Origin of the sequence: Pseudomonas sp. GM48 (genome assembly GCF_000282335.1) — a bacterium.
Classification (GTDB): domain Bacteria; phylum Pseudomonadota; class Gammaproteobacteria; order Pseudomonadales; family Pseudomonadaceae; genus Aquipseudomonas.
In genome coordinates this window covers 1-22198 of sequence record NZ_AKJM01000058.1, presented here as the reverse complement: position 1 = coordinate 22198, position 22198 = coordinate 1, and the positions used below count along the sequence as shown (strand labels likewise).

At 56.1% G+C, this 22198-nt stretch carries 24 protein-coding genes and 2 pseudogenes; 13 read left to right on the top strand and 13 right to left on the bottom strand.

Features of this window, described 5'->3' with window-relative positions; translation table 11 throughout:
- Positions 1-296: 296 nt before the first annotated feature.
- Entirely contained in the window at positions 297-1241 is a 945-nt protein-coding gene (locus tag PMI28_RS17820) for a LysR substrate-binding domain-containing protein (protein ID WP_007985578.1), read from the bottom strand.
- Positions 1242-1422: 181 nt separating this feature from the next.
- Here PMI28_RS17820 and PMI28_RS17825 point away from each other — a divergent pair, with 181 nt between their 5' ends.
- The 3 genes from PMI28_RS17825 to PMI28_RS17835 all read left to right on the top strand — a co-directional run bounded on the left by PMI28_RS17825 (position 1423) and on the right by PMI28_RS17835 (position 4967).
- The gene (locus PMI28_RS17825) at positions 1423-2652 is read left to right on the top strand and encodes a CaiB/BaiF CoA transferase family protein (RefSeq protein ID WP_007985576.1); all 1230 of its coding nucleotides are present in this window, start codon (positions 1423-1425) and stop codon (positions 2650-2652) included.
- Positions 2649-3443, top strand: coding sequence for a methylmalonyl-CoA decarboxylase (gene scpB / locus PMI28_RS17830; RefSeq protein ID WP_007985574.1), 795 nt, complete (start codon positions 2649-2651; stop codon positions 3441-3443). Before PMI28_RS17825 ends, scpB begins: the two co-directional genes overlap by 4 nt.
- Positions 3444-3614: 171 nt before the next feature.
- Positions 3615-4967, top strand: a complete 1353-nt coding sequence (locus PMI28_RS17835; RefSeq protein ID WP_007985572.1) for an SLC13 family permease — start codon at positions 3615-3617, stop codon at positions 4965-4967.
- A 151-nt stretch (positions 4968-5118) separates the two neighbouring features.
- Here the strand turns inward: PMI28_RS17835 and PMI28_RS17840 are convergent, their stop codons facing one another.
- Both PMI28_RS17840 and PMI28_RS17845 read right to left on the bottom strand, forming a co-directional pair.
- Positions 5119-6018, bottom strand: a complete 900-nt coding sequence (locus tag PMI28_RS17840) for a DMT family transporter (RefSeq protein ID WP_007985571.1) — start codon at positions 6016-6018, stop codon at positions 5119-5121.
- Between the two features lie 134 nt (positions 6019-6152).
- Positions 6153-7265 (bottom strand): SDR family oxidoreductase, encoded by a 1113-nt coding sequence (locus PMI28_RS17845; RefSeq protein WP_007985570.1) that lies wholly within the window; start codon positions 7263-7265, stop codon positions 6153-6155.
- A gap of 74 nt (positions 7266-7339) precedes the next feature.
- Between PMI28_RS17845 and PMI28_RS17850 the strand changes: the two genes are divergently transcribed.
- Complete coding sequence (locus PMI28_RS17850; protein ID WP_007985569.1) at positions 7340-7729, top strand: MerR family transcriptional regulator; 390 nt, start codon at positions 7340-7342, stop codon at positions 7727-7729.
- Between the two features lie 126 nt (positions 7730-7855).
- Here PMI28_RS17850 and PMI28_RS29545 read toward each other — a convergent pair.
- Positions 7856-8074: pseudogene (locus PMI28_RS29545) on the bottom strand (transposase domain-containing protein); the annotation flags it as partial.
- Between the two features lie 171 nt (positions 8075-8245).
- Here PMI28_RS29545 and PMI28_RS17855 point away from each other — a divergent pair.
- The 3 genes from PMI28_RS17855 to PMI28_RS17865 all read left to right on the top strand — a co-directional run bounded on the left by PMI28_RS17855 (position 8246) and on the right by PMI28_RS17865 (position 9527).
- Positions 8246-8515 (top strand): hypothetical protein, encoded by a 270-nt coding sequence (locus tag PMI28_RS17855; protein WP_007985568.1) that lies wholly within the window; start codon positions 8246-8248, stop codon positions 8513-8515.
- Positions 8516-8647: 132 nt separating this feature from the next.
- The gene (locus tag PMI28_RS17860; protein WP_007985567.1) at positions 8648-9109 is read left to right on the top strand and encodes a hypothetical protein; all 462 of its coding nucleotides are present in this window, start codon (positions 8648-8650) and stop codon (positions 9107-9109) included.
- A 118-nt stretch (positions 9110-9227) separates the two neighbouring features.
- The gene (locus tag PMI28_RS17865) at positions 9228-9527 is read left to right on the top strand and encodes a MafI family immunity protein (protein ID WP_007985566.1); all 300 of its coding nucleotides are present in this window, start codon (positions 9228-9230) and stop codon (positions 9525-9527) included.
- Between the two features lie 109 nt (positions 9528-9636).
- Here PMI28_RS17865 and PMI28_RS17870 read toward each other — a convergent pair whose 3' ends face one another.
- Complete coding sequence (locus tag PMI28_RS17870) at positions 9637-9978, bottom strand: winged helix-turn-helix transcriptional regulator (RefSeq protein WP_007985565.1); 342 nt, start codon at positions 9976-9978, stop codon at positions 9637-9639.
- 99 nt (positions 9979-10077) lie between these two features.
- On the opposite strand from PMI28_RS17870, the gene PMI28_RS17875 reads away from it, so the two are divergent.
- Both PMI28_RS17875 and PMI28_RS17880 read left to right on the top strand, forming a co-directional pair.
- Positions 10078-10404: a nuclear transport factor 2 family protein gene (locus PMI28_RS17875; RefSeq protein WP_007985564.1), complete on the top strand. Its 327-nt coding sequence runs from the start codon at positions 10078-10080 to the stop codon at positions 10402-10404.
- Positions 10404-11183, top strand: coding sequence for an SDR family oxidoreductase (locus PMI28_RS17880; protein WP_007985563.1), 780 nt, complete (start codon positions 10404-10406; stop codon positions 11181-11183). The genes PMI28_RS17875 and PMI28_RS17880 overlap by 1 nt, the downstream gene beginning before the upstream one ends.
- A 160-nt stretch (positions 11184-11343) precedes the next feature.
- Here the strand turns inward: PMI28_RS17880 and PMI28_RS17885 are convergent, their stop codons facing one another.
- The 6 genes from PMI28_RS17885 to PMI28_RS17910 all read right to left on the bottom strand — a co-directional run bounded on the left by PMI28_RS17885 (position 11344) and on the right by PMI28_RS17910 (position 16298).
- On the bottom strand, positions 11344-12261 hold the full coding sequence (locus PMI28_RS17885) for an alkene reductase (RefSeq protein WP_007985561.1): 918 nt from the start codon (positions 12259-12261) through the stop codon (positions 11344-11346).
- A 45-nt stretch (positions 12262-12306) separates the two neighbouring features.
- The gene (locus tag PMI28_RS17890) at positions 12307-12954 is read right to left on the bottom strand and encodes a glutathione S-transferase family protein (RefSeq protein WP_007985559.1); all 648 of its coding nucleotides are present in this window, start codon (positions 12952-12954) and stop codon (positions 12307-12309) included.
- An 81-nt stretch (positions 12955-13035) separates the two neighbouring features.
- Positions 13036-13785, bottom strand: coding sequence for an SDR family NAD(P)-dependent oxidoreductase (locus PMI28_RS17895; RefSeq protein WP_007985557.1), 750 nt, complete (start codon positions 13783-13785; stop codon positions 13036-13038).
- A 44-nt stretch (positions 13786-13829) separates the two neighbouring features.
- A complete protein-coding gene (locus tag PMI28_RS17900) occupies positions 13830-14579 on the bottom strand; it encodes an SDR family NAD(P)-dependent oxidoreductase (protein WP_007985556.1) in 750 nt (249 codons plus the stop codon).
- 58 nt (positions 14580-14637) lie between these two features.
- Positions 14638-15486: an alpha/beta fold hydrolase gene (locus tag PMI28_RS17905; RefSeq protein ID WP_007985554.1), complete on the bottom strand. Its 849-nt coding sequence runs from the start codon at positions 15484-15486 to the stop codon at positions 14638-14640.
- A 65-nt stretch (positions 15487-15551) separates the two neighbouring features.
- A complete protein-coding gene (locus PMI28_RS17910; RefSeq protein ID WP_007985552.1) occupies positions 15552-16298 on the bottom strand; it encodes an SDR family NAD(P)-dependent oxidoreductase in 747 nt (248 codons plus the stop codon).
- Positions 16299-16462: 164 nt separating this feature from the next.
- On the opposite strand from PMI28_RS17910, the gene PMI28_RS17915 reads away from it, so the two are divergent.
- The 3 genes from PMI28_RS17915 to PMI28_RS17925 all read left to right on the top strand — a co-directional run bounded on the left by PMI28_RS17915 (position 16463) and on the right by PMI28_RS17925 (position 19250).
- On the top strand, positions 16463-17347 hold the full coding sequence (locus PMI28_RS17915; RefSeq protein ID WP_007985550.1) for a LysR family transcriptional regulator: 885 nt from the start codon (positions 16463-16465) through the stop codon (positions 17345-17347).
- 269 nt (positions 17348-17616) lie between these two features.
- On the top strand, positions 17617-18171 hold the full coding sequence (locus PMI28_RS17920) for a hypothetical protein (RefSeq protein WP_007985549.1): 555 nt from the start codon (positions 17617-17619) through the stop codon (positions 18169-18171).
- Between the two features lie 560 nt (positions 18172-18731).
- A complete protein-coding gene (locus tag PMI28_RS17925) occupies positions 18732-19250 on the top strand; it encodes a hypothetical protein (RefSeq protein ID WP_007985547.1) in 519 nt (172 codons plus the stop codon).
- 33 nt (positions 19251-19283) lie between these two features.
- Here PMI28_RS17925 and PMI28_RS17930 read toward each other — a convergent pair.
- Together PMI28_RS17930 and PMI28_RS29095 are read right to left on the bottom strand one after the other, a co-directional pair.
- A pseudogene (locus tag PMI28_RS17930) lies at positions 19284-19922 on the bottom strand (integrase); the annotation flags it as partial.
- 146 nt (positions 19923-20068) lie between these two features.
- Positions 20069-21118 carry a DUF3592 domain-containing protein gene (locus tag PMI28_RS29095; RefSeq protein WP_007985542.1) on the bottom strand — a complete coding sequence of 350 codons (1050 nt, stop codon included), beginning with the start codon at positions 21116-21118 and terminating at the stop codon, positions 20069-20071.
- A 310-nt stretch (positions 21119-21428) separates the two neighbouring features.
- Here PMI28_RS29095 and PMI28_RS17935 point away from each other — a divergent pair.
- Positions 21429-22198: NAD(P)/FAD-dependent oxidoreductase (locus tag PMI28_RS17935; protein WP_007985540.1), on the top strand; the 770-nt coding region annotated here is incomplete at its 3' end.

The following is a 22198-nucleotide window of genomic DNA, read 5'->3' as shown; positions in this document are numbered from 1 at the left end:
CTGGCTCAATCCTTGAATTGGGTCAGTTGCTGGTTCAGTGACCCAGCCTGATCGCGCAGTTTCAGCGACTGATTTCCCCGGTTGAACGGCTGGTGCGCTCCGGACCGGCAGAGAACAACCCAGGCTTTTGTGAAAGCGCATGTGCTGTTTCGAAGTGTGCGTTGCTACGTAAAATCTGCCAGCGCTTGGTTAACCAGCAGACTGGAAATTTGCGTAGGAACGCGCTTTTCGTTCCAGTCCTGACTGCCAAACCTGCTCCAAAACGTATTCACACAGCCTGGACCCAAAGCAGCCCGTCAGTAGTCCTGGAGGTTCTTTCCATTGACCTGTTCATCTGCCCACCCCGGCTGCCGCTGGAATTCCTCGAACAGCTCGAAAATGGTCGCCTTGACCTTCTGCACGGCATTGCTCTCTACAACCGTGTCATGCCAGCACAGCGAAAGATCCCGCTTGAACAGTCGATGATCGATCCTGGCCAGCTTGAGCCTGTGTTGCTCAAGCTCAACATGGGCCGCGGCCCACGGCAGGATCGTGACACCGAGCTGCGCCTTGACGGCTGAGAACAACAGGTCGGTGGAATTGGCTTCGAATTCAACCTCGCATTTCAGGCCGGCCTCCTGTAGTGCAAATTCGACCCGACTGCGAATGGTGTTCGGAGCGCAGGGCAGCACCAGCGGCATCTTCGCCAATGCCTCAATCGACACCGGTTCATCCGATATTGGAAATTCCGGCCACGCCACCAAGTACAGCGTTTCGGTTAACAGCCGCCGGAAAGCCACGCCCCGGGTTTCGACCGCATCGACATTCACCGCCAGTGCCACTCGCCCTACCGTGATCAGATGTCCGAGTTCGGCGCTCGGAGAATCGATCAATTCCAACTTGATGCCCGGATAACGGCTGCGAATGGTGCGTGCGAGCGGAATTGCCAGCATACGCGCCGTACTCGACGGCATGCCGACCGAGACTTTGCCTTGCGGGAATTCGGCGTCCTGACGCAGCAGTTCGTGGGTGCCGTCGGCCTGGCGCAGCAGTTCGATGGCATGCCGATAAAGCGTTTGCCCGGCTGCCGTGGGAACAACACCATGCACGCTGCGCTCGAGCAGTTGCATGCCCATGTCCTGTTCCAGGTTGCGCATCTGCTGGCTGATGGCTGGCTGCGCGATATGCAGTGTTTCACTGGCGCGGGTGATGTTCCCGCACTCGACCACCTTGATGAAATACCGCAACTGGCGCAGGTCCATGTGTACCCTCCCAAGCCATATGATTTTCCGATGAGTTTAGAGGAATATCATATTTGAAGGATATGAGATACGGCGCCTAGACTCGTCTCACAACACGAAGCGCTCACGGTCATCAAAGGCAAGTTGCGCCTCAAAGGCCTTGGCGCAATAGCCCGTATTCAACCCTTCAATGGAGAGTCCAATGCATGCTTTGCAAGGCGTGAAAATCGTCGACCTGAGTCGCGCACTGTCAGGGCCGTTCTGCACCATGGTGCTGGCAGACCTCGGTGCCGATGTGATCAAGATCGAGCCCGGCCCGACTGGCGATATGAGCCGCACCTGGGGCCCCTTCGACCGGGGCGTGAGCACCTACTATTTATCGTGTAACCGCAACAAGCGCGGCATGTGCATTGACTTGCGCAATCCCGAAGGGCTGACCACCATCCAGCAGCTGATCGATGACGCCGACGTCGTCATCGAGAACTTCAAGCCTGGCACGCTGGAAAGCATGGGCCTCGGTTATGAGGTGCTCAGCGCCCGCAATCCGCGACTGGTATTGGGCAGCATTAACGCCTTTGGCGCCGACGGGCCGATGAGCAGTTGGCCGGGCTTCGACCAGATCGCCCAAGGCTACTCGGGGCTTATGAGCCTGACCGGTTTCGTCGATGGCGACCCGACACGCACCGGCACCGCCATCGGCGATTTGACTTCGGGCATGTGGTTGGTGACAGCGGTGCTGGCCGCGCTGCTCGAGCGCGAGCGCACCGGGCGCGGCCAACATGTCAGCACGTCGCTGCTGGCCAGTCTGGTCGGATTGCTGAGTGTGCACGGCCAACGCTACCTCAGCCTGGGGGATGTGCCGCGCCGCACCGGCAACGCCCATTCGGTGATTGCACCTTACGGCGTGTTCCAGACAAAGGATGGCCCGCTCAATCTGGCGCCGATCACCTCGGCCATGTGGGGGCGTTTGTGCGCACTGCTCGACTTGCCCGAGCTGCCGGACGATCCGCGCTTCGCCACCAATGAAGCGAGGGTCGAACGTCGTGATGAATTGAGAGAGATTCTGGAAAGTCGTTTGAAAACCCGCAGCAAACGCGAGTGGACCTCGCTGTTCGTCGACGCAGGATTACCCGCCGGCCCGATCAACACACTCGATGAGGTCTTCGACGACCCGCAGGTGCTGCACAGCCAACTGACCGAGACACTCACGCATCCGACACTTGGTGCACTGCGTCAGGTAGTGACCCCGGTGTTCTGCGACACTGACAGCGTTGTCAGCCGCCCACCGCCACTGCTTGGCGAACACACCGTCGAAGTATTGCGCGAAGCCGGTTTCGACGCTGCATCAATCAACGCATTGCTCGCCGCGAAAATAGTGTTCCAGAACTCCGATGACATGACCGGCGCGCAATCGACAGGAGCCACACAATGAATCCAGCCTCTTCCACAACCGTGACCGTGAACCGGGTCGATGAACGCATCGCGCGGCTGGTCTTCAGCAACCCCACACAGCGCAATGCACTCAGCGCGCAGCTGCTGACGGCGCTCGACGAAAGCCTCGTCGCCCTGGCGTCACAACGCATCCCCGTGGTGATCCTCGGCAGCGAAGTCGGCCAATCCGTGTGGAGTGCCGGCCACGATATCCGCGAACTGCAACACGACCGCGACCCGATTGCCTATGGCAAACCGCTCGAACAGGTTTTGCGCCGCATCCGCGCCTATCCCGGCGTGGTGATTGCCTTGGTGTCCGGCTCGGTGTGGGGCGGCGCGGTGGATCTGGTAATGAGCTGCGACATGGTCGTCGCGGACCGCAGCGCAAGCTTTGCCATGACTCCAGTGAACATTGGATTGCCGTACACCACCAGTGGATTGCTGCGCTTCTTCAACAATTTACCGATTCATGTATTGAAGGAGATGTTTTTCACTGCACAGAAGCTCGATGCGGAACGGGCGGAACGGTTTGGTCTGGTCAATCGACTGGTCGACACTGATGCGCTGGAAGCGACCGCGCTGGAACTGGCACACGGCATCGCCGGCAAAGCACCGCTGGCCGTTGCGGCGGTCAAGGAACAGCTGCGTATCCTCGAAGACCTGCAACCGATTCCGGTGCAGGCGATGGAGCAGATTGCCGAACTGCGCCGACAAGCCTGCGAAAGTGCTGACTTTGGCGAAGGACTGGCAGCCTTTGCCGAGCGCCGGCCAGCCGCATTCAATGGCAATTAGCACGACAGCTTTGAAAGCTTCTGTGTTTGCACGACCGACTTCGCAGGCAAGGCACGCTTCCTCGTTTCGGCGCACGCCCGGCCCGACGTGAGTCGGTTGCTAAACATCCCGAAAAAATAACAACAAGGACGGTACCTGCGGGACCGTCCGAATGCGGGGAGTCAGATTGAAATGAATAATGAAATTCTGTCAATTTTAGTGCTGGTGGTCATTTTCGGCATTGCTAGCGTGTTGCCCATCAACATGGGCGCGCTGGCGTTCGCAGCGGCCTTTATCGTCGGCTCGGTGATAATGGACATGACAGCGGCGACCATCTTCGCCGGCTTTCCCAGTGACCTGTTCCTGACTTTGGTCGGTGTCACCTATTTGTTCGGCATCGCCCAGAACAACGGCACCATCGACTGGCTGATCGAACGGGCAGTGTTGATGGTGCGTGGCCATGTCGCCTGGATACCCTGGGTGATGTTCGTGGTGGCGGCGCTGCTCACCGGTTTCGGTGCGCTGAGCCCTGCGGTGGCAGCGATCCTCGCGCCTATTGCTCTCAACTTCGCCGTGCAGTACCGCATCAACCCGGTGCTCATGGGACTGATGGTGATTCACGGCGCTCAAGGCGGCAGTTTCTCCCCTGTGAGTATTTTCGGTGGCATAACCAATCAGATCGTTGCGTCCTCCGGGCTGCCTTATGCACCGTTCACGCTGTTCATCGCCAGCCTGCTGTTCAACCTGGGGATTGCCATGGTGGTATTCGTAGTCTTCGGTGGTTTACGTAGCGCTCGCCTGTCATTGGTGGCGGTCCTGCCCGGTCCCGAGTTGCATGCTGCTGGTGCATCGCTGGCCATTCTTGGCCACGGCGGTACGCCGGCGTCCCCTGCTTATTATCGTCCTGACCTGACGGGTGCCGGTGCGCCGCTACAGACCCTCAGCGGCCTGGACGGGGCCAAGCTGTCGACGCTGGTCGGGCTGTTGGCCCTGGCGATCTCGGCATTAGTGTTCAAGTTCAACATCGGGTTGGTGGCCATGACAGTCGCGGTAGTCCTGGCCATGTTCGCGCCCAAGGCGCAGAAGGCGGCCATTGACAAGGTCAGCTGGTCGACTGTTCTGCTGATCACCGGGATCATCACTTACATCGGAGTGATGCAGACCATCGGTACCATCGACTATGTCGCCCATGGCATCTCCGGCTTGGGTGAGCCGCTGCTGGTCGCTTTGCTGCTGTGCTTCACTGCCGCAATTATCTCGTCCTTCGCTTCGTCCACGGCGTTGCTAGGGGTGATCATTCCCCTGGCCGTGCCATTCTTGAGCCAGGGTCACATCAGTGCGGTCGGCGTGGTTGCGGCCATCGCCATTTCCACCACCATCGTCGACACCAGCCCGTTCTCCACCAATGGTGCGCTGGTGGTTGCCAATACCCCCCCGCAGGAGCGAGAAAAAGTGTTGCGCAGCCTGCTGATCTACAGCGCGGTGGTTGCCCTGGTGGGACCCTGTGTTGCCTGGTTGACCCTGGTGGTGCCCGGGGTGCTCTGAGCTATCGGGTCAGGCCCTGATCAACCTGACGGACTCCATTTTTCCGCCCCCCCGCCCTGGATAACTCAGCACAAACTGGACATGCGCCTTCACCCCTGTAGCCAGGGTCGAAAACCACTGATTGCTAAAGTAATCAGGATCCGAAAATAGCTCACTCGGTCGAAGGGACGGATGTTTTGCTGCCCAAGCGGATTAGTTCATTGGAGAAACACAGGCCGACGATGATCAGTGCCGCTCCCGCGTACAGGCTTTCGCGCGGTACTTCATTGAGCGCCACAAACGCCAGCAGCGCGGCGAACAGTGGCTCGGTCAGCTCCAGCGCTTGCACTTGGGATGGCTTGAGATACTCGATGGCCTTGGTGGTGCAGAAGAAGCCCAGGATTGTCGGCAGCGTGGCCAGCGCCAGCAGCGCGGCGATCGCCAGCGGCGACAGCTCGCCCATCGCGAAACCATCAGCCGCAGCCGGCATCAACAGGTACAGGCTGCCAAAGAACAACAATTGTCGGGTGAAGTGCAGCCCCCCCGACACACCCATACGCTTCATGGCAACCGAGAAGGCCCCATAGCCGCAGCCGGCCATGGAGGCGAGCGCAGCACCTTGCAGCGTAAAGCCCTGCTGCAGGTCGCCGCCGAAGATCACCGAGATCCCGGCGATAGCCAGTGCGGCGCCAACGGTAGCGTTCGCGGTGATGGCATCCTTGAGGAAAATGCGCCCCAGAATGATCGAGGAAATTGAGGCACTGGCCATCAGCACCACCACCACACCTGCCGCAGCGTAGTGTCGATAGGCGGACGTTTCGAAATGGAACAGCACAAAGATGCCAAGGAATGCGCAGATAGCCGCCTGAGTCCATTTGGTCGACGCCGCCGGGCGCTTGAGGAAAAACAATAAGATCGAGAGAAGCACGCAACCCAGTACGGTCTTGATGACAGCGACACTGCTAGCGGTGAAACCATTACTCATGAGTACTTTGCTGAGTACACCGATCGTTGCGTTCAGTGCCGCAGCGGAGAGTGCAAATATGACGCCTTTGCTGAAAGTAGATTGCATTGATGACGATCCCTGTCGCTGAATTGTCGTTCGATAGAATGCCGCCCTACATCGACGGCGCAAAGTTTGAGGATACGAAGATCCCACCAACCCCAGTATTTATTCTGGCATAAGCTGGATCGCCCAGTAGGATGCTATTCACCTTCTTGTCGCCGCCAAGGGACAAGTCTGAGGGCCTGGCCCTTGGCTATGCAATATGAGTTGACGAACGTTGCAGTGTGCTGCAAAGACTGACGTATATCCGGTTTGGCTATTCCATGCCTGTTGGCAAATTGCTCGACCGCCGCTGTATCAAAACGAGTGGTCTGGATAAAGTCCAAGGCTTCGGGTTTTGTATTCAAAAACCGCGCGACGGGAGGAATTCTCAGTAGCAACTTCAGCAATCGGAGTGAAATGTAATGCTTGGGAGACTTTAAGCCCAAAGGTTGTGCCACCTGTACCAGGAGTTCTCGCAAGTTGGGAGTTTGGTCATCAAGCGCCAGCAGTTCCTGGCCCACCATGGCAGGATCAAAAGCACAAACCGCCACCAGCTCAACCAGGTAATCCACGGTGACCAGTGGCAGCCAGTGTTCGGCGCTACCGGGCACTGCAGTCAGCTTTCTCTGCACAAGGTTGCGTATCAGCTCCACCAGCGGCTGACCGTCAAGGATATGCCCCGTGCGGCTGTGGCCACAAACCGTCGCGGGGTGGACAACGCTAATCTCCCCGCCCTTGGTGGACATGACCTCCAGGGTCGCAAAATGCGCCTCTAGCTTGCTCCCCTCGTAACCACCGACATGTCGGTAGACGGCAGGCCAATTTGTCAGCTGCGGATAACGAGGATCAATTCCGATGCGTTGCAGATGTTCATGATTTTTCAGCATGTAGCCGCCGATCATCACTAACCGGCTTTTTTGCTCAGCCGCCAACAGCGCCACGCGCTTTGCCCCTTCCACATTCACCGCACGAGAATGCTCCACTGAAAGCCCCCATGCGAAGTGGGCGCCCAGGTGGAATATGACTCTGGCGTGCCTTAGAACTTCTCGGTCAGCAAGACTCAGCCCGAGGTTGTCCCGTTCCAGATCGCCAGCTACGGCAAATACCCGGGTTGCACACCCTCCCAAATTGTCGACTTGCTCCCGCAGTGCAGCTAGCCGCTCTGGGCGACGCATCAACACCCGAATGGTGTGACCTTTTGCACTCAGGTACGCCACCAAATGTTGACCGATGAAGCCGGTGCCCCCCGTGACAAAGCACTCCACGCTCATTTCCCTGCTCCTTGTTTAAGGTGAAAAATCAAGCGTAAACTATCGACCCAACTCTATAGTCAAGCGGTGTTTTCATGAAAATCGGCGAACTCGAGGCCCGCAGCGGCGCCAGCCGTCATACGCTGCGTTACTACGAGCAAATAGGCCTGATCTCACCGCTGCGGCAAACTAACAACTATCGCGTTTACACAGAGCAAACTCTGCAGGATCTGGACTTTATCCAGCGCGCGCAAAGCATGGGGTTTTCCCTGGGGGAAATAGGCGAGATTCTGGATGCGCAGCGGAACAAGCTGATCGATTGTGCTGACGGCGCTAAGCTAATTGAAAAGAAGATGGCAGAGATCAAACAGAAAATCGCCAACCTCCAAAGCATTTATCGGTATCTGGATGAAGAGCGTGCAACCCTCGAAGCCAGTGCTGCCAGGCAACTTGAGCTTCAGCAGCTGAACAACTCTTCCAACTGAACTGTCAGCACCTGGGAAACGGAAGTTGCAGCCTGCCTTCAGTTTCAAGCCCATCGCTTACGCATTTTCTAAAACCTTGTGGCCGGGCCCTGGACAGTAAGCGTCCGCCCAAAAGACCTTGTGTGGTTAAACGGGCGCCCATCTATGCGGCAGCAACTCGATAATCTCGCTCGGCCGCTGCATCGGCAGTCGCGTGAGCACGCCCTTTAAATACGCATACGGAACATGGCCGTTAAACCGTGCCGACTGGTTCAAACCCATAATCGCAACCGCTCGTTTGCCACTGCGTAAGGAGCCCGCGAATAGCCAGTTTGAACGCCCGAAAACCCATGGCCGGATTTGATTTCCACATCAGTGAATTGCTCCGGATTTGCTAGACACATGATGTCTGCTTTGGGACTTCTGCCCTTCGGGACAGGCAGAAAACGGCCAGAAGCGGGCATTCGATTTCGCTATTCATCAATCTTCCGAGCGTGCGAAATTACCAGCCCATTAATTTCTCTCAAAGGCAGGCTCATGACCTCCACCCTGGCAGTCTCGGATATTTTAGGTCCATGGAGTGGGGATGCCCCCACAGGACTAATTCAGCGTTGCAGGGAGGCATGGGACACACCTCTAGAGAGTTTGAATGATCTTATGGTCGCTACTTTTTTGAATCAGAACATCGCGACCAAACACCTGCTCATCGAGGCGAAGCGCCGCATGAAAGACCAGGAACGAGATGAAACCGAGTACTTCGACGGCCAGCTTCTCGAAGCTATCGAGCGCTTGCAATCCGGGGAGTAATTCATCCCAACGGTTTGTTGCGTTCGACACGGACTATCTATATTGGGTCGCTTTCTGTCTCACGCGACTGGCAGAGAACGGCCAAGAGCAGACGTTCGAACCTAAGGTAATGCGATGAAGAGAAAAACAAGAATGACTGCACCTCTGACCAGTAACGCAGCAACCCAGCCTGGGCCTGGCTGGACGTTTGACCCTGATCGCATGATCCGAATAGCCGATTGTCATTCGATCATCGAAGTACTTCGCCACATCAAACACAGTGGGCCGGAATGGGCGCATCGTAATGTCCATATTTGCTTTCCCGGCCCATCAAATGCCTGGGCTCTGGTGTACCCGCTTCAGAATGCCAGTGCCCCGTACTTTGACTTCATGTATACCCACAAAGAGCCTCCTCAGGAAGCGCTGTCCGCACTGCTAAGGAAGTATCCACAGTGTTCCGTCGTCGACTGGTCGCCCGGACGCTTGGCCTGCATCGAAGCTCAGGGGGGGGATGTTGAGACGCTCGCTGAAATTATCCGGGATCTAGCTGAAGCTGCTTGGGATGAGCACATCACGTTCGTCGATGCTTCGTACGAGGAAATGGGTAAAGCGTGACCCAAGAGCGGACAGTCGACCTTAGCTTCCCAAGCGCGTGCGCAAAGACCAGGTCTTGGGCAACAATCGACCAGACGGGAACGGAACGCAGGTCACCTTAATCGAAGGAATGTTTGTTATGAGCCACCTTAACAACGACTTGAGGGCCGATTTCGTTGAGGCACTTGAGGAAATCTCGACGCTGATGTCCATTGCATACGACCAGCTCGGCCCTGTACCGGAAGACCATGCATTAGCTCAGGCAGGTTTAGAGAATGGTGGTGAAATAGTTCTGGATTATGTCGATCACAACGAGGCTGGAGTAGCGTTCGAACACCTGCTTTACATGATTAACGAACCACCGCTCGTTGTTTCTGAAAAATGCATAAAAATTTTAGCTCGGATCGCAAAGTCCTTGAAGATGCCATTCACGAGGTGACAAAAATTTACCCACCTGAAGGTCAGCTTTGGGCCGCTTTCTGCCCCTCATGACAGGCAAGATTCGGCCAATAGCAGCCTCTCATGTGAGGCTGCGAAACCTCGGGGGCTCAAGCATCTGGATTGAGCGTCTCCCGAAGTTCCGCCCATTGCAATAGTGCATCCAATGCCGGACACAGCGCCTGACCCCACTCTGTCATGCGGTACTCCACCTTAGGTGGTACTTGCGGATAGGCGGTGCGATGCACGATGCCATCCGCTTCCAACTGGCGTAACTGCTGGGCGAGCATTTTCTGGGATATCTCGGGGATTAGCTTTTCCAGCTCGGAAAAGCGTTGCACCTGGCCACCAAAGAGGTGGAACAGGATCACCAGCTTCCAACGTCCTTCGAGTTGTTTGAACACTGCTTCTACTTCGCTAGCCGCAGTAGAGGGCGTATAGATTTTTCTCATATTTCCCTAGCTTACTTTTTCGTGGGTTCTTGCCATCGGGTATGGCCGAAAGCGAACATGTGGATGAAGAAATCCTTACATCAGTGAGGTGAAATCGCCATGAAAATCGAATTGCCTGAACCGCTCGCCAGCTACCTCGCGGCCGAAAAGATTACTGACACTGAGGTGTTGGAGCGCTGCTTCGCCAAAGATGCCACCGTGCGCGACGAAGGCCAGACGTACAAGGGGTTGGAGGCCATCAAGTCCTGGAAGCAAGCCTCGCAGGCCAAGTATCAATACAGCATCGAACCATTGAGCAGCTCGCAGGAGGGACAGACCGTCACCCTGCTCGCTCGGCTTACGGGGAACTTCCCTGGCAGCCCTGTCGAGCTCTCTTACACCGTTGTACTCGTCGACGACAAAATCGCATCCCTGGAGATTCGCTGATGAGCATCGCACTGGAACTCGAAGACCTCCGGGCGCTGGTCACCGGCGGAACCAAAGGCATTGGAGAAGCCGTCGTCTCCCGACTTCGCGAGGCTGGCGCAAAAGTCCTGACAGCTGCGCGCTCGCGTCCCGAGCACCTTCCCGAGGACCTCTTCGTCGCGGCGGACATCACCACCACCGAGGGTTGTGCCAGCGTCTTCGATGCCGTCCATGATCGTCTCGGCGGGCTCGATATCATCGTTCATGTCGCTGGCGGCTCATCGGCTCCCGCCGGTGGCTATGCGGTGCTCGACGACCAGGAATGGCAGCGGGCTCTGAACCTGAACCTGCTCTCGGCAGTTCGCCTCGACCGAGCACTACTGCCCATGCTGCTCAAGCAGGGTTCGGGCGTCATCATCCATGTCACTTCTATCCAGAATCAGCTGCCGCTACCTGAATCCACCCTGGCGTATGCCGCTGCCAAGGCCGCGCTCTCGAACTACAGCAAGGGCCTTTCCAAAGAGGTCAGCCCCAAGGGCGTGCGCGTAGTCAGGGTTTCACCGGGATGGGTGGAGACGCAGGCATCAGTCGCCTTTGTAGAGGAGATTGCAAGGCAGAGCGGCACAGATTATGAGGGTGGCCGCCAAGCCGTAATGGGCTCACTGGGAGGCATCCCGATCGGACGTCCCGCTAAACCAAGGGAAGTTGCCGATCTCATCGCCTTCCTCGTCTCGCCGCTTGCAAGCTCCATTACTGGTACTGAATACGTCATCGATGGTGGAACGGTTCCCACAGTGTGATGCCGTCCTTTAGTTAGCATGAAGTAAGGCAGTGAGCGTGCCCCGCACTATCTTGTAGCCACCCGTATGAATGAAGCGAAAACCAGCCTGACATAGAGGGGAAGTGAAAAAAGTGATACGTACTTCACCGCTGACAACTCCGGCCCCAGCATGTCAACCATCAGTTTGCGAATGGAAAAGCGAGATAGTCATTTTCTATGATCGGTCCGCGGAAGATATTACGTAGCGTGGCGACTGCCACCGGTCGCTGGGACACCTCCGCGCCCTTGATGCGCGGCTCGATGATGTGCAGGTAAGCCAGTTCATACTCATTGAGCCGCGCGGCGAAATAGCCAAAAGTCGCTTCAGGGTTACTGTCCGAAATATTCCCCCACTGCCCGCTTGGCGAGACCCGGACACCAACCCTGCCAGGGCCCCACACCGAGATCATCGCTTCCAGTATTTCGAGAGAAAACCGGGCGCGATTTTCCAGGCTCCCTCCATAGGCATCGGTGCGTTTGTTGGTTCCATCCTGAAGGAAGGTGTCAACGAGATAGCCATTGGCATTGTGCAACTCCACACCATCAAACCCTGCTTCCTTTGCCCGCACGGCGGCTATACGGAAGGACTCCACCAATACCGGAATCTCCCAAAGTTCGATCGCCCGATGAGGTGAGTTCGGCATCCAGCCATCCTGGGTCAGCACCTGGGTTTCAAATGGCACCACAGAGGGCGCGATGGGCGCTCTACCTCCGCTGAGGCTGACATGGGAATGACGACCACAGTGAGCGATTTGCATGACAATCTGACTGCCTTTGGCGTGAACCGCATCAGTGATTTTACGCCAGGCATCAACGTGTGCCTGGGTGTAAATGCCCGGGGCGCCAAGGTAGCCACGACTGTCCTGGGAAGGGTGGGCGCTTTCGGTAATCTGCAAGCCGCCTTTTGAAGCACGCTGGCGATAGTACTCAATCATCATTGCACTGGGGCTTTCATCCGTCTCGGCGCGTAATCGCGTCGTAGGGGCATGGACAATTCGATGAGTAAGGTCGATCGCACCAAGGCGAAGGGCTTCGAAGAGTTCACGTGCAGTAGTCATGACAACAATCTCCATCGCCCGGCACCAATGCGCCAAGCTGTTCAATCAGGCCGACGCGCCCGCGCGCTTTGAAACCTGGTCGTACCAGCGCTTCAGGGCGATGTGTTCCTCCGGTACGGGGAAGTCGATCGCTTTAGCCGCAAAATCCACGGTGACCAAGGCCGTGATATCGGCCACGGAGAAGCGATCACCCGCCACGAACGGAACCCCAGCCAAACGGGCATCAAGGTCGGCGAAGAAGTTCTTCACCCGCAGTTTGCTGCGCTCGGCCAGTTCCGGGATCTGCTCGTAGTCATAGGGGCCTGCAATCGCGCGCCCCTTGAGGCCCGGTGCGGCATTGCGGATGGCCTCCATGACGGTCGCGAAACCTTCCAGTTCGGCGCGCCGCTCCCACATCGCGACCAGGGCCTTTTCCTTTGCGGTCTCGCCGAGCAATGGCGTTTGCGGATAGGCCTCTTCAAGGTATCGGATGATGGCAGGCACCTCACCGATGGTGGTGCCGTCTTCGAGCACCAGGGTCGGAACGACCCGGCGCGGGTTGATCGCACGGTACTCCTCGGAATGCTGTTCACCTTGGCCCAGATCTACCGGGACGAGCGGAATCGACAAGCCCTTCTCGGCGAGAAAAATGCGCACGCGCCGCGAGTTGGGCGAGCCCGCGGATTGATAGAGTTTGAGTGTATTGGCGGTCATGGCTTGATTTCCTTTGTGAGAACTCAGAGGTAGAACAATGTCAACGCTTCGGGCCGCAGCCAACCTGATGACGGGCACAGTTCATGAAGCGGTCTTGCCGCCGTTGACTCGAATGATTTGGCCGGTAATGAAGGTCGCCTTACCGGATGCGATAAACACAATGGCGTCGGCAATCTCTTCCGGGGCTCCGGCACGCTTGAGTGGAACACTCATCAGGAAAGCGGCTTTGCGCTCGGCCGTACCGGTTAGCCGGTCGAGCATCGCTGTCTGAACCGGTCCAGGGGCAATTGCATTGACCCGCACACCGGAGGCCGCACCCTCAAGAGCAGCAGACTTGGTCAGACCTTCCACGGCATGCTTGCTGGCGGTATAGAGGGATAAATTCGCTCCACCACGTTCGCCCATCGTTGACGAAATGTTGATGATGCTGCCGTTACCCTGCGCCAACATCACCCGCATCTCGTGTTTCACGCTGAGGAACGTGCCGAGCACATTGGTATCAAACGTTGCCGCATAGTTCTCGGGCGTCACCTCCGTTACGGCGATGGACTGCCCCTCTGTCCCCGCGGCGTTAACCGCAATGTCCAGCCGGCCGAAGCGTTCGACTGTTGCTTCGATCAGATTGCGAACCTCATCTTCATGACGCACGTCAGATATCAGAAATTCCGCTTCGGCGCCGAGTGCATGGAGTTCGGCCGCCAGTTTCTGACCCTCTTCTTCACGGCGTCCGGAAACGACAACTTTGGCACCTTCATTAGCGAAGGCGATCGCGGTCGCCCGACCTATGCCGGTCAGTGCGCCTGTGATGAGAACAACAGATTGAGTAGACATTTGCTTAATCCTGGTTAGGTACTCGTAGCTCGAAGAACCATCGTTCAGAGCTTTGTGCCGCCATCGACGTGCAGGGTGTCGCCGGTGATCCAACGGGCGTCATCGGAAGCGAGGAAGACAACGGCCGCAGCGATGTCATCGGGCTGGGCCATACGCTTAAGCGCCTGGATGCTCAGGGTGAAGTCCCGCCCCGCATCGGTTTTGGCGAAACTGGACATCTCGGTTAGAACCACGCCCGGTGCCACGGCATTGACACGGATGCCACGCCCGCCGAGTTCCGATGCGAAGTGCTTGACCAGGGTATCGATGGCGCCCTTGGTGGCTGCATAGGCGGACAGCGTCCCGACGCCGGTGTGCGCTGCTGCACGCGATGAAAGGAGAACGACGCTGCTGCCCTTGCACAGAGCGGGTAGCAACTGCTGCACCAGGAAATACGGGGCGCGCACGTTCACCGCAAAGAGATCGTCGAAGTCCTTGACGGTGGTTTTCTCGATCGTGTCGGCCTTCGAAATACCCGCATTGGCGACGAGGATGTCCAATCGACCACCGATGATGGCGCGCACACGCTCGGCCAGCAAATGCGGCCCGTCCGCTGCGCCCATGTCGGCGGCGATCTTCTCTGCCTTCCCGCCCGCATTGCGGATTTCGGCGACCACTGCTGTCGCCTCCTTCTCTCCGCGACCGTAGTGGACGAGCACTTGTGCTCCGGCTTGTGCCAGCGCAAGTGCGCTGGCACGGCCAATGCCGCGGGAAGCACCGGTGACGAGTGCCGTCTTGCCGTAGAGGTTGGTCATGATAAGCATCCCTTGGTCTTGATCCGGAATCCCGGTGCCAGATACAGGCGTGCCTGGTCTATTCAGAAAGGAACAGGGACGCGTGGCCGACAAAGCGCTCGGGGTATTGATACTGCGAACCGTGGCTGGCATCCGGGTAGAGGATCAGTTGTGCGTTCGGCAGATGCCGCTGCAAGATCGAAGAGTTCACCGAATAGATGATCACGTCGTTGTCACCATTGACGACCAGCGTTGGCTGCTTGATCGCCTTCAGGTAATCGAAGGGGTTCTCGCGTGTTGCGCCCCACTTGGTCAACGCCTCGATCTGCGCAGGTCCGACCTTGTCGCTAACGTCTGGATCGCGATCCACTGTGCGTTGTCGAAAGCGTTTGAGATAAGCATGGCCTGCCGCTTGGCTGGCTTGGGACGGGGTGAAGAACACCCTGAGCCACAAGTGATCAGGCTCTTCGTAGGTCGCACCGAAGATCTCCTGTGCTTCGGGCGTCAGCGAGGCCATACCTTCACCGCTGCGCGGTCCGGTCCCCACCAGGATCAGCCGCCGTACGAGCGCAGGTTCGGCTAGCGCCAGTTCCTGCGCGACCAGGCCGCCGAGCGAAAAGCCAAGTACGTCCACCTGTGTGAGGCCGAGCGCCCTGATGAAGACCGCGGCGTTGGCGGCCATTTCATCAATTGAGTTCGGCACCTCCCCCGAACTGCTGGAGATACCGGCGTTGTTAAACAGAATGACTTCACGGTCGTGCGCCAATCCGTCCGTCACCGCAGGATCCCAGTGATCCATCGTGCCGGTGAAATGCATATTGAGGACGAGTGGAACCCCACCCGATTTGCCGAAGCGTCGGTATGCGAACCGAATACCCGCTGCGTCCACGAACTGCGTCGGCGCGCTCTGATGATTGTGCTGAGTCATTGAGATTCCCTCTGGTGATGCTCCCCTTAACCGGGTGCCGAGCAAATCTGCGCACCCGGGCAGGATCAGTTAGCGGTATGACCGCCGTCGACATTGAGGACATGGCCGGTGATGAATGAAGCTTCGTCCGATGCGATGAAGACAATCGCGTTGGCAAGGTCCTCAGAGAGGCCGAGTCGGCCCAGCGGAACCTGCGCCACCAAGGCCGCTTTGTTCTCCTGCGTGCCGGTGAAGCGGGTGAGCATGCCGGTGTCCGTTGGGCCCGGCGAGACCGCATTCACCCGAATGCCCGACGCGGCGAGTTCGAGCGCCACCGACTTGGTGATGCCTTCGACAGCGTGCTTGGCGCCCACATAGATCGAGGCATAGGCCGCGCCCTTGTGCCCGTAGGTCGAGGAAATATTGATGATGCTGCCGCTCCCCTGGGCCTGCATGACACGCACCTCGTGCTTCATGCTCAGGACCACGCCGAGAACGTTCGTATCGAACGTCAAGGCAACGCTTTGCGCGGTCTGGTCCGTGATCGGGCCGACCGCACCTTCAGTGGCGGCGTTGTTCACAGCGACATCGAGACGCCCAAACCGCTCAACGGTCTTGTCGACCATATTGCGGACGTCATCTTCGTTGCGGACGTCGGCGTTGATGAATTCGGCCTCCGAGCCGAAAGAGCGCAACTCCTCAACGAGTGCCTTGCCGGCTTCGTCGCGTCGACCGGTAACAACCACCTTCGCACCTTTCCTGGCGAAGGCGACGGCAGTGGCGCGGCCGATGCCGGTGAGGGCTCCGGTGATCAGAATAACGGGCTTGTTCATTTTTAAGCTCCTGCAAGGTATGACTTGCGGCGTATAGATTGCCGAATGGCTTCGGCGCTGGGAGAAATCCCCCGTCGCCGCCATAGGCAACAAGCTAGGGGCTTATGGCGAAGTTGAAAAAGACTTTGTAAGCTGTGGGCATACCTGACAGGCATGGGAGCACCATGGAACTGCGACATCTTCGATATTTCATTGCCGTCGCCGAGACGGGTAGCCTGACGGAAGCAGCCGAGAAACGACTGCACACCTCGCAGCCTTCGTTAAGCCGGCAGATTCGGGATCTGGAAAATCATGTCGGGGTCGAGTTGCTGTCGCGCAGCGTTCATGGCGTCGAACTGACCGCTGCGGGCAAAGCCTTTCTCGACCACGCCCGCCTGGCGCTGATGCAGGTCGATGCTGCGGTCGAAACGGCACGCAGGGCGGCGCAGCCGACAAGGAAGACATTCTCCATCGGCTTCCAGACCGGGCACGAGATGAACTGGTTGCCGCGAGCGATGCACGTGCTGCGCGACGAAATGAAGAACATCCAGGTCATGGTCTCCAGCGACTATTCACCGGACCTCGCCGAAGCGCTCGTCCGCGGCCGGCTGGACCTGGCCTTCCTGCGCGTAGAACCGGACTACGACCTCGAGTACCACGTGGTGGACCGGGAGCCACTCATCGTCCTGATGCCCAGCGACCATCGCCTCACCGCGCGCGAAGCAGTGCGCCCGCAAGATTTAGTGGGCGAGATTTTCATCGGCGGCTCGAACAAGGCCACGGTGCTGCGTGCAGTCACCGAAGACTATCTCCGTCGCTCGGGGCTCGACATCAAACTGGATCACGGGGTGGACAATTTGGCGATGGCCATGTCCTTGGTCGCCTCCACCCGCGGTCTGGCGTTGATGCCCGCCTATGCCAGGAATTTGCTGCCGTGGTCTGTCGTCAGCCGTCCGCTAGAAGGCGAGGCACCGATGATCGATTTAGCGGTGGGCTACAGCAAGTCGAACACCTCACCGATTCTCAAGCTGTTTCTGTCGCGGCTCGGCGAACTGATGGCATCGAAGTGAAAGCTGTAGAAACAAAGGCAAGACATGTTGGATTCGTTCTGGCCACCCGCTCGCATTCGTCTTCATATCTAGTTTTGTCAGGCCTTGTGAGCGGACCGGTATGACACCAGACTTTTTCGAACGCCTTTAAGTAGTCCGAAAACGTACAGCGGTGTAACGCGTAAGCAGGCAGCGATCGGCCAAAAGCAGTCGGTGGACAGACTAGTGGCAAATTGATATCGTCGAGATGCTGCGCTGAATCTTTACCGCAGTTGAGCTTGCCGTCATCCATGTCGCTTTTCTCCCTGGGGGATGTCGCGTTTACTGCGACTCCCTCCAAGCTAGACAAGGGCTTACAGGACGACAAGGAACGTTATAAGACATTGTTGTCGTGTTTAAACGCGACAGCAATGTCGCCTAATAGTAGTTATGCCGAATCCAAAGACATGAAGCGCAAGCATCTGAAGATAATTTTAATTTCATTTTTCATAGTTCCTTACAACGCATCAGCGGATCAAACAGGCTTGAGTCTTGAACCTCTAGCAATGGCGAACATAAACTGCGCTGCGTTTTATGCGGCTGCACAAGTACTGATTAAGCCAGAAGCCAAGAAAGAATATGAATCGAAATTCAGCATGCATTACGCCTTATCACACCAGCTCAGTTCTTCATATGAAACACTAGCAAAAAATCTGAACAAGGAAATTCAACGCCAAGCCACCGAAGCTTTATCTTTAAAAGAGCACACACAAGCTGTAAATTTCTTAACCAAAAACTCAATTAAGTGCTCCACAATCGAAATCCATTCTACTGCAATAATTAAAAACAACACCACCAGCCAATAACAAATCAATGATTAAATGTTCAACCACAACAGCTCTATTACCCATAGAATCCAAGCATGCATAACAAGCGGTTCAAATCGTTCACTTCGCTCACTGGGACCGGCTAAAACCAGCCCCTCACTACTTATTAGGCGACATGCCATATCGCGCTTCTAGTCGCGATGGCGTGTCTGATAACCTTCCTTGTCGTCCTGTAAGTCCTTGCCTAGCTTAGAGGTGGTCGCGGCAAGCGCGACATCGGCCAGAGAAAAACACTAAACTACGAAACGCCCGCTGAACGATTTAGCCAATCTGTTGCGTCGACCGGTTGAATCCACAGCCAATAGCAGACATACGAACGTATATCAGGATTCGTGGCTGATCGCTGATAGCAATCAGTGCGTAAAGCGGATTCTTACCGTCGGTCAACTTAACCCCAACCGAAGCAGTGGCGATTTGATATGCCAATAACAATGGCTACGCTATGGGAAAGCAGAGGGTTTTTCGTGAAAAAATAAATATATCATCTGCGACTATTTTTCATAATATGAAAATATTTGAACTCTGGAGAGAGTATTTGCATGGGTATCTTAAAGGAGAATTTGTTTGAGCCAAAAAAATTGTTGCGGTTGACTATTTTTTTGTTCCTGGCGTTTTTGTTTTATTTTGGGTTCTATATTTTTGCTGTTACCGATACGCCTATTTATACTGAGGGAGAGTTGTTAACCACGGAAGGTAAATTTATTGCAATCGCAGCCAGTACCCAGAGAGGAACATCATTTGTCATAAAAGAACGTAGCGATGGAAGCTTGAAGAAATTTCACATTACTTCAGGTTACACAGAAGTTAAAAGTGGATTCTCTTCAAGTATTGGGCGAAAAATTATTGTGCAGCACTATAATCGGCAAGTTGTTTCATGCAAGATTGACGGGATTGAGTTCTGTGTCTCGAACTGTGTCGGTAAATATGAGTGCGAAATGAAGGTATATCGTGCCAGTGTTTCCGCTTTGAAAATAATGGTTTACACGGTAGCTGTTTTGTTTTTTGTATCTTTAGTGGCTTATCTTATAAAAAGAAAGCGACAGGTGTTAAAAGAATAACCTGGGTCGCGTCTGCCGCTGAAGTTATGCATCTCAGTCGGCAGACGGAGAAACTACTGGAATACTGTGGTCGTAGACGTCCATCATCTTCGGGTCACGGTGACCACTGGCCTCCTGTTTATCCGCCCGAGTGCCGACCGTGTCGGTTATGCCACGTCGTTTCAGATCGTGAAGGGCAAACCGCTGCTCCGGTGTAATGATGTCATCGGCTAGAGCAAGAGTAATGAAGCGTTGCCAGGCCGTATCCAGACTCGACTTGCGAAGCGGGCCGCCATGGCTGGCCACGATGATGTTTCGACGTGACGGCGCAATCGGAATCGGTGTTTTGCAATTGGTCCACACCTTGGCTCGATACGCCTTTGCGTTATCCCAAGCTTTGCGCAGTCGTGGTGTCCAGCGAACAATGTTGTCCCGACTACCCTTTCGGCGGTTGGTCAGAATCCCGCTCTCCAACTCGTTTTCGTCGGTCAGGGTAACGACTTCGATACCGCGCAGCCTGCATAGGTAGGCCAATTCCATGACATAGCCGAGGTACTCAGGGCAGCCGCCTTTCTCATTGCGTGCAAGTAGGCCCCGGACAATTGCCCGGTCGATGAGGACGCCTATGACTTTATGGTTCGGCAGGCGGTGTTGTTTTTGCTCGACAGGTGCTTAGACACCAAGGGCGGGGTTCAATCCAAAGCTGACGGTGGCAACAGGCAGAAATCCGCCAAAAGCTGCCTGCTGGAGCCGGCTGAAATCGACCCGAAGCAGTCTTCGCTAACGATTGAACTCACAGGCCTGGACAGCCGTTCGGGCAGGTCCGGCGGCATGATGGGTCAGCTCGAAAATAAGTACTTGCCTTTGATTTTCCTGGGGGTGACGAAGACGAAGTCTGGAAAGATTTTTCCTCGGACGTACCAAACAAAAACCAAGATAGCGATACTTATAGCTAATGCGATAGCGGTTGTTGCCGGACTCGATGTAAACCCCGCAAGCGATCTTGGGAATTGGGGAAGTACAAGGAGTATGTACGCGTTGTAGGCACCGACGCGATGGTTGTAGAAGCCCCATACCAAAAACAAGGGAATCAAGGTCATTGAAACACCCATAACCCATTTGGCCGTTGGCCCCATCCTGGCGCCGATATCCAATCCCAGAATTAATGCAATCAAAGCCTGGGCGAGCATTATCGTGATGAGAATATTGACTTTGCGATCGTGCTCGTCACAACGAATTGGATCTGCATACGAGGCTATAAAGTAGGCAAGTTGACTGTCTTTTACACCCCGCCCGGAGAGTTGTGAAAAAACTTCCGACTTTGCAGTGCCGGCGGCGAGTAGCTCGCGAACTTTTTGCTGAACTTCTTTCTTGCTCAAAGTTGAATGTGAAATGCTTTCTCCTTGCGTCAACTTGACAGATTTCTTAGCAGGAAACACCAGGATAGCTACGGCCCCGATAAAGGCTAGCGTGCCCAAGAAAACGCCGAGGTAAAAACCCCCACCTAGTGAGTAAGTACCTGGCTTCACTCTACCCGGCTTTGCTGGGTCGACAAGAATTTCGATCACTTTTCCTTCCCTTAATGTTGCAACTGATCTTTCAACCGACTCCAGGCTGGTTCTGCAGGGCCGCTGCGATATTTCGAGCGGATAAGTGTATTGCTGTCCGTTCAACTCAAAGGTCACGTTAACCAGAGGGCAATAGGTCATACCCTTACTGCGCATCTCCTCAGAAATGGAGACAGTGGCGACAGTGGCATTCAACTTCTGCCAAGTCTTCGTCTCGTCCACCTCCTTGTACGAGGAAAGAGACACGAGAAGACAGAGCAAGCCAAAGGAAAATAAAACAACGAACAGGGCCGTCCTTAGCAAGAGCAAGAAGGTCTTCATAAGGCTCCTTGGCCAACGTGAAATGGAGGTCAGTTGGGATATGACACCTTGGCGGCAAGTCCCCCTGCGCGCGGTGTCATGATGCACTGAGGTTAGTCCGTAGATACTCAAATGCAATGCAACTTCCCGCGCTTCCGCTCCTGGCCGGTTTCTGCCGGTTCCCAGCGGCAGCTTTGGGTTTGCAGCCCTTCCCGACGGGCAGCAATCAGCCAGAAGCGGGGGCACTAAGGAGCCATGGATGACCAGATTCGCAAACCCTGAGATCATCTGGATGTAGTACTTTCATCAGGTCAACAGAACGGAAGCTGTTATGGAAGGTAACGCAGGCAAACGAGTTGTTGTCATTGGCGCAGGCATTGTGGGCGCGTCCTTGGCGTATCACCTGGCTGGCAAAGGCGCGAATGTCATCTTGGTCGAGGCTGAAGGTATAGCGTCCGGCGTGACCGGAAGCTCATTCGCATGGATCAACACCTCACATAGCGGGCCCGATCCAATCGCGCAATTGCGTAGCGCCGCCGCCCAGGAATACCGCCGCCTCCAAACCGAGCTGCCGGGTCTGAAAGTACGATGGACAGGCTCCCTGTCTTACAGCGCGAGCCTGGATAGAGTGCTGCAAGCCTCAGGCAATCAGCCTTCGGCAACCCTGGTATCTCGCCTCCAGATACTCGGTCTTGAGCCGAACCTTAAGAATCCCCCTCAGCATGCCTTGTATGAAGCCGAAGAAGGCGCGCTGGACGCAGTGGAAGCAACTCACGCTTTGATCGCGGGAGCCCAGAATCATGGCGCGAAAGTTCTTACGCATACTCGGGTGCTTGGCTTTTCAACTCAGAACGCAAAGGTGACGGGAGTCGAAACCGTAACGGGCATCATCGATGCCGACATTGTCGTACTGGCAGCGGGGACAGGCATCACGAAGCTGACTGAGAAGTTAAAGATGTCCCTGCCAATAGAGGCCTCTGCGGCAATACTCATCCGCTACAAGACACAACCCAATCTCGTGAACACCATCATCTCCAGCCCTCAAATGGAAGTAAGGCAAAGCACCGATGGTACGTTGCTGGCGGCGGAAGATTATTTGGG

Excerpts from the sequence above, each read along its gene's own strand:
- PMI28_RS17820 (WP_007985578.1), bottom strand. The coding sequence starts at position 1,241 with ATGGACCTGCGCCAGTTGCGGTATTTCATCAAGGTGGTCGAGTGCGGG.
- PMI28_RS17880 (WP_007985563.1), top strand. The coding sequence starts at position 10,404 with ATGAGCATCGCACTGGAACTCGAAGACCTCCGGGCGCTGGTCACCGGC.
- PMI28_RS17920 (WP_007985549.1), top strand. The coding sequence starts at position 17,617 with ATGTCGCTTTTCTCCCTGGGGGATGTCGCGTTTACTGCGACTCCCTCC.
- PMI28_RS29095 (WP_007985542.1), bottom strand. The coding sequence starts at position 21,118 with ATGAAGACCTTCTTGCTCTTGCTAAGGACGGCCCTGTTCGTTGTTTTA.
- PMI28_RS17925 (WP_007985547.1), top strand. The coding sequence starts at position 18,732 with ATGGGTATCTTAAAGGAGAATTTGTTTGAGCCAAAAAAATTGTTGCGG.
- PMI28_RS17825 (WP_007985576.1), top strand. The coding sequence starts at position 1,423 with ATGCATGCTTTGCAAGGCGTGAAAATCGTCGACCTGAGTCGCGCACTG.
- scpB (WP_007985574.1), top strand. The coding sequence starts at position 2,649 with ATGAATCCAGCCTCTTCCACAACCGTGACCGTGAACCGGGTCGATGAA.
- PMI28_RS17860 (WP_007985567.1), top strand. The coding sequence starts at position 8,648 with ATGACTGCACCTCTGACCAGTAACGCAGCAACCCAGCCTGGGCCTGGC.
- PMI28_RS17865 (WP_007985566.1), top strand. The coding sequence starts at position 9,228 with ATGAGCCACCTTAACAACGACTTGAGGGCCGATTTCGTTGAGGCACTT.
- PMI28_RS17875 (WP_007985564.1), top strand. The coding sequence starts at position 10,078 with ATGAAAATCGAATTGCCTGAACCGCTCGCCAGCTACCTCGCGGCCGAA.
- PMI28_RS17885 (WP_007985561.1), bottom strand. The coding sequence starts at position 12,261 with ATGACTACTGCACGTGAACTCTTCGAAGCCCTTCGCCTTGGTGCGATC.
- PMI28_RS17910 (WP_007985552.1), bottom strand. The coding sequence starts at position 16,298 with ATGAACAAGCCCGTTATTCTGATCACCGGAGCCCTCACCGGCATCGGC.
- PMI28_RS17835 (WP_007985572.1), top strand. The coding sequence starts at position 3,615 with ATGAATAATGAAATTCTGTCAATTTTAGTGCTGGTGGTCATTTTCGGC.
- PMI28_RS17915 (WP_007985550.1), top strand. The coding sequence starts at position 16,463 with ATGGAACTGCGACATCTTCGATATTTCATTGCCGTCGCCGAGACGGGT.
- PMI28_RS17895 (WP_007985557.1), bottom strand. The coding sequence starts at position 13,785 with ATGTCTACTCAATCTGTTGTTCTCATCACAGGCGCACTGACCGGCATA.
- PMI28_RS17890 (WP_007985559.1), bottom strand. The coding sequence starts at position 12,954 with ATGACCGCCAATACACTCAAACTCTATCAATCCGCGGGCTCGCCCAAC.
- PMI28_RS17870 (WP_007985565.1), bottom strand. The coding sequence starts at position 9,978 with ATGAGAAAAATCTATACGCCCTCTACTGCGGCTAGCGAAGTAGAAGCA.
- PMI28_RS17900 (WP_007985556.1), bottom strand. The coding sequence starts at position 14,579 with ATGACCAACCTCTACGGCAAGACGGCACTCGTCACCGGTGCTTCCCGC.
- PMI28_RS17855 (WP_007985568.1), top strand. The coding sequence starts at position 8,246 with ATGACCTCCACCCTGGCAGTCTCGGATATTTTAGGTCCATGGAGTGGG.
- PMI28_RS17905 (WP_007985554.1), bottom strand. The coding sequence starts at position 15,486 with ATGACTCAGCACAATCATCAGAGCGCGCCGACGCAGTTCGTGGACGCA.
- PMI28_RS17840 (WP_007985571.1), bottom strand. The coding sequence starts at position 6,018 with ATGCAATCTACTTTCAGCAAAGGCGTCATATTTGCACTCTCCGCTGCG.
- PMI28_RS17850 (WP_007985569.1), top strand. The coding sequence starts at position 7,340 with ATGAAAATCGGCGAACTCGAGGCCCGCAGCGGCGCCAGCCGTCATACG.
- PMI28_RS17845 (WP_007985570.1), bottom strand. The coding sequence starts at position 7,265 with ATGAGCGTGGAGTGCTTTGTCACGGGGGGCACCGGCTTCATCGGTCAA.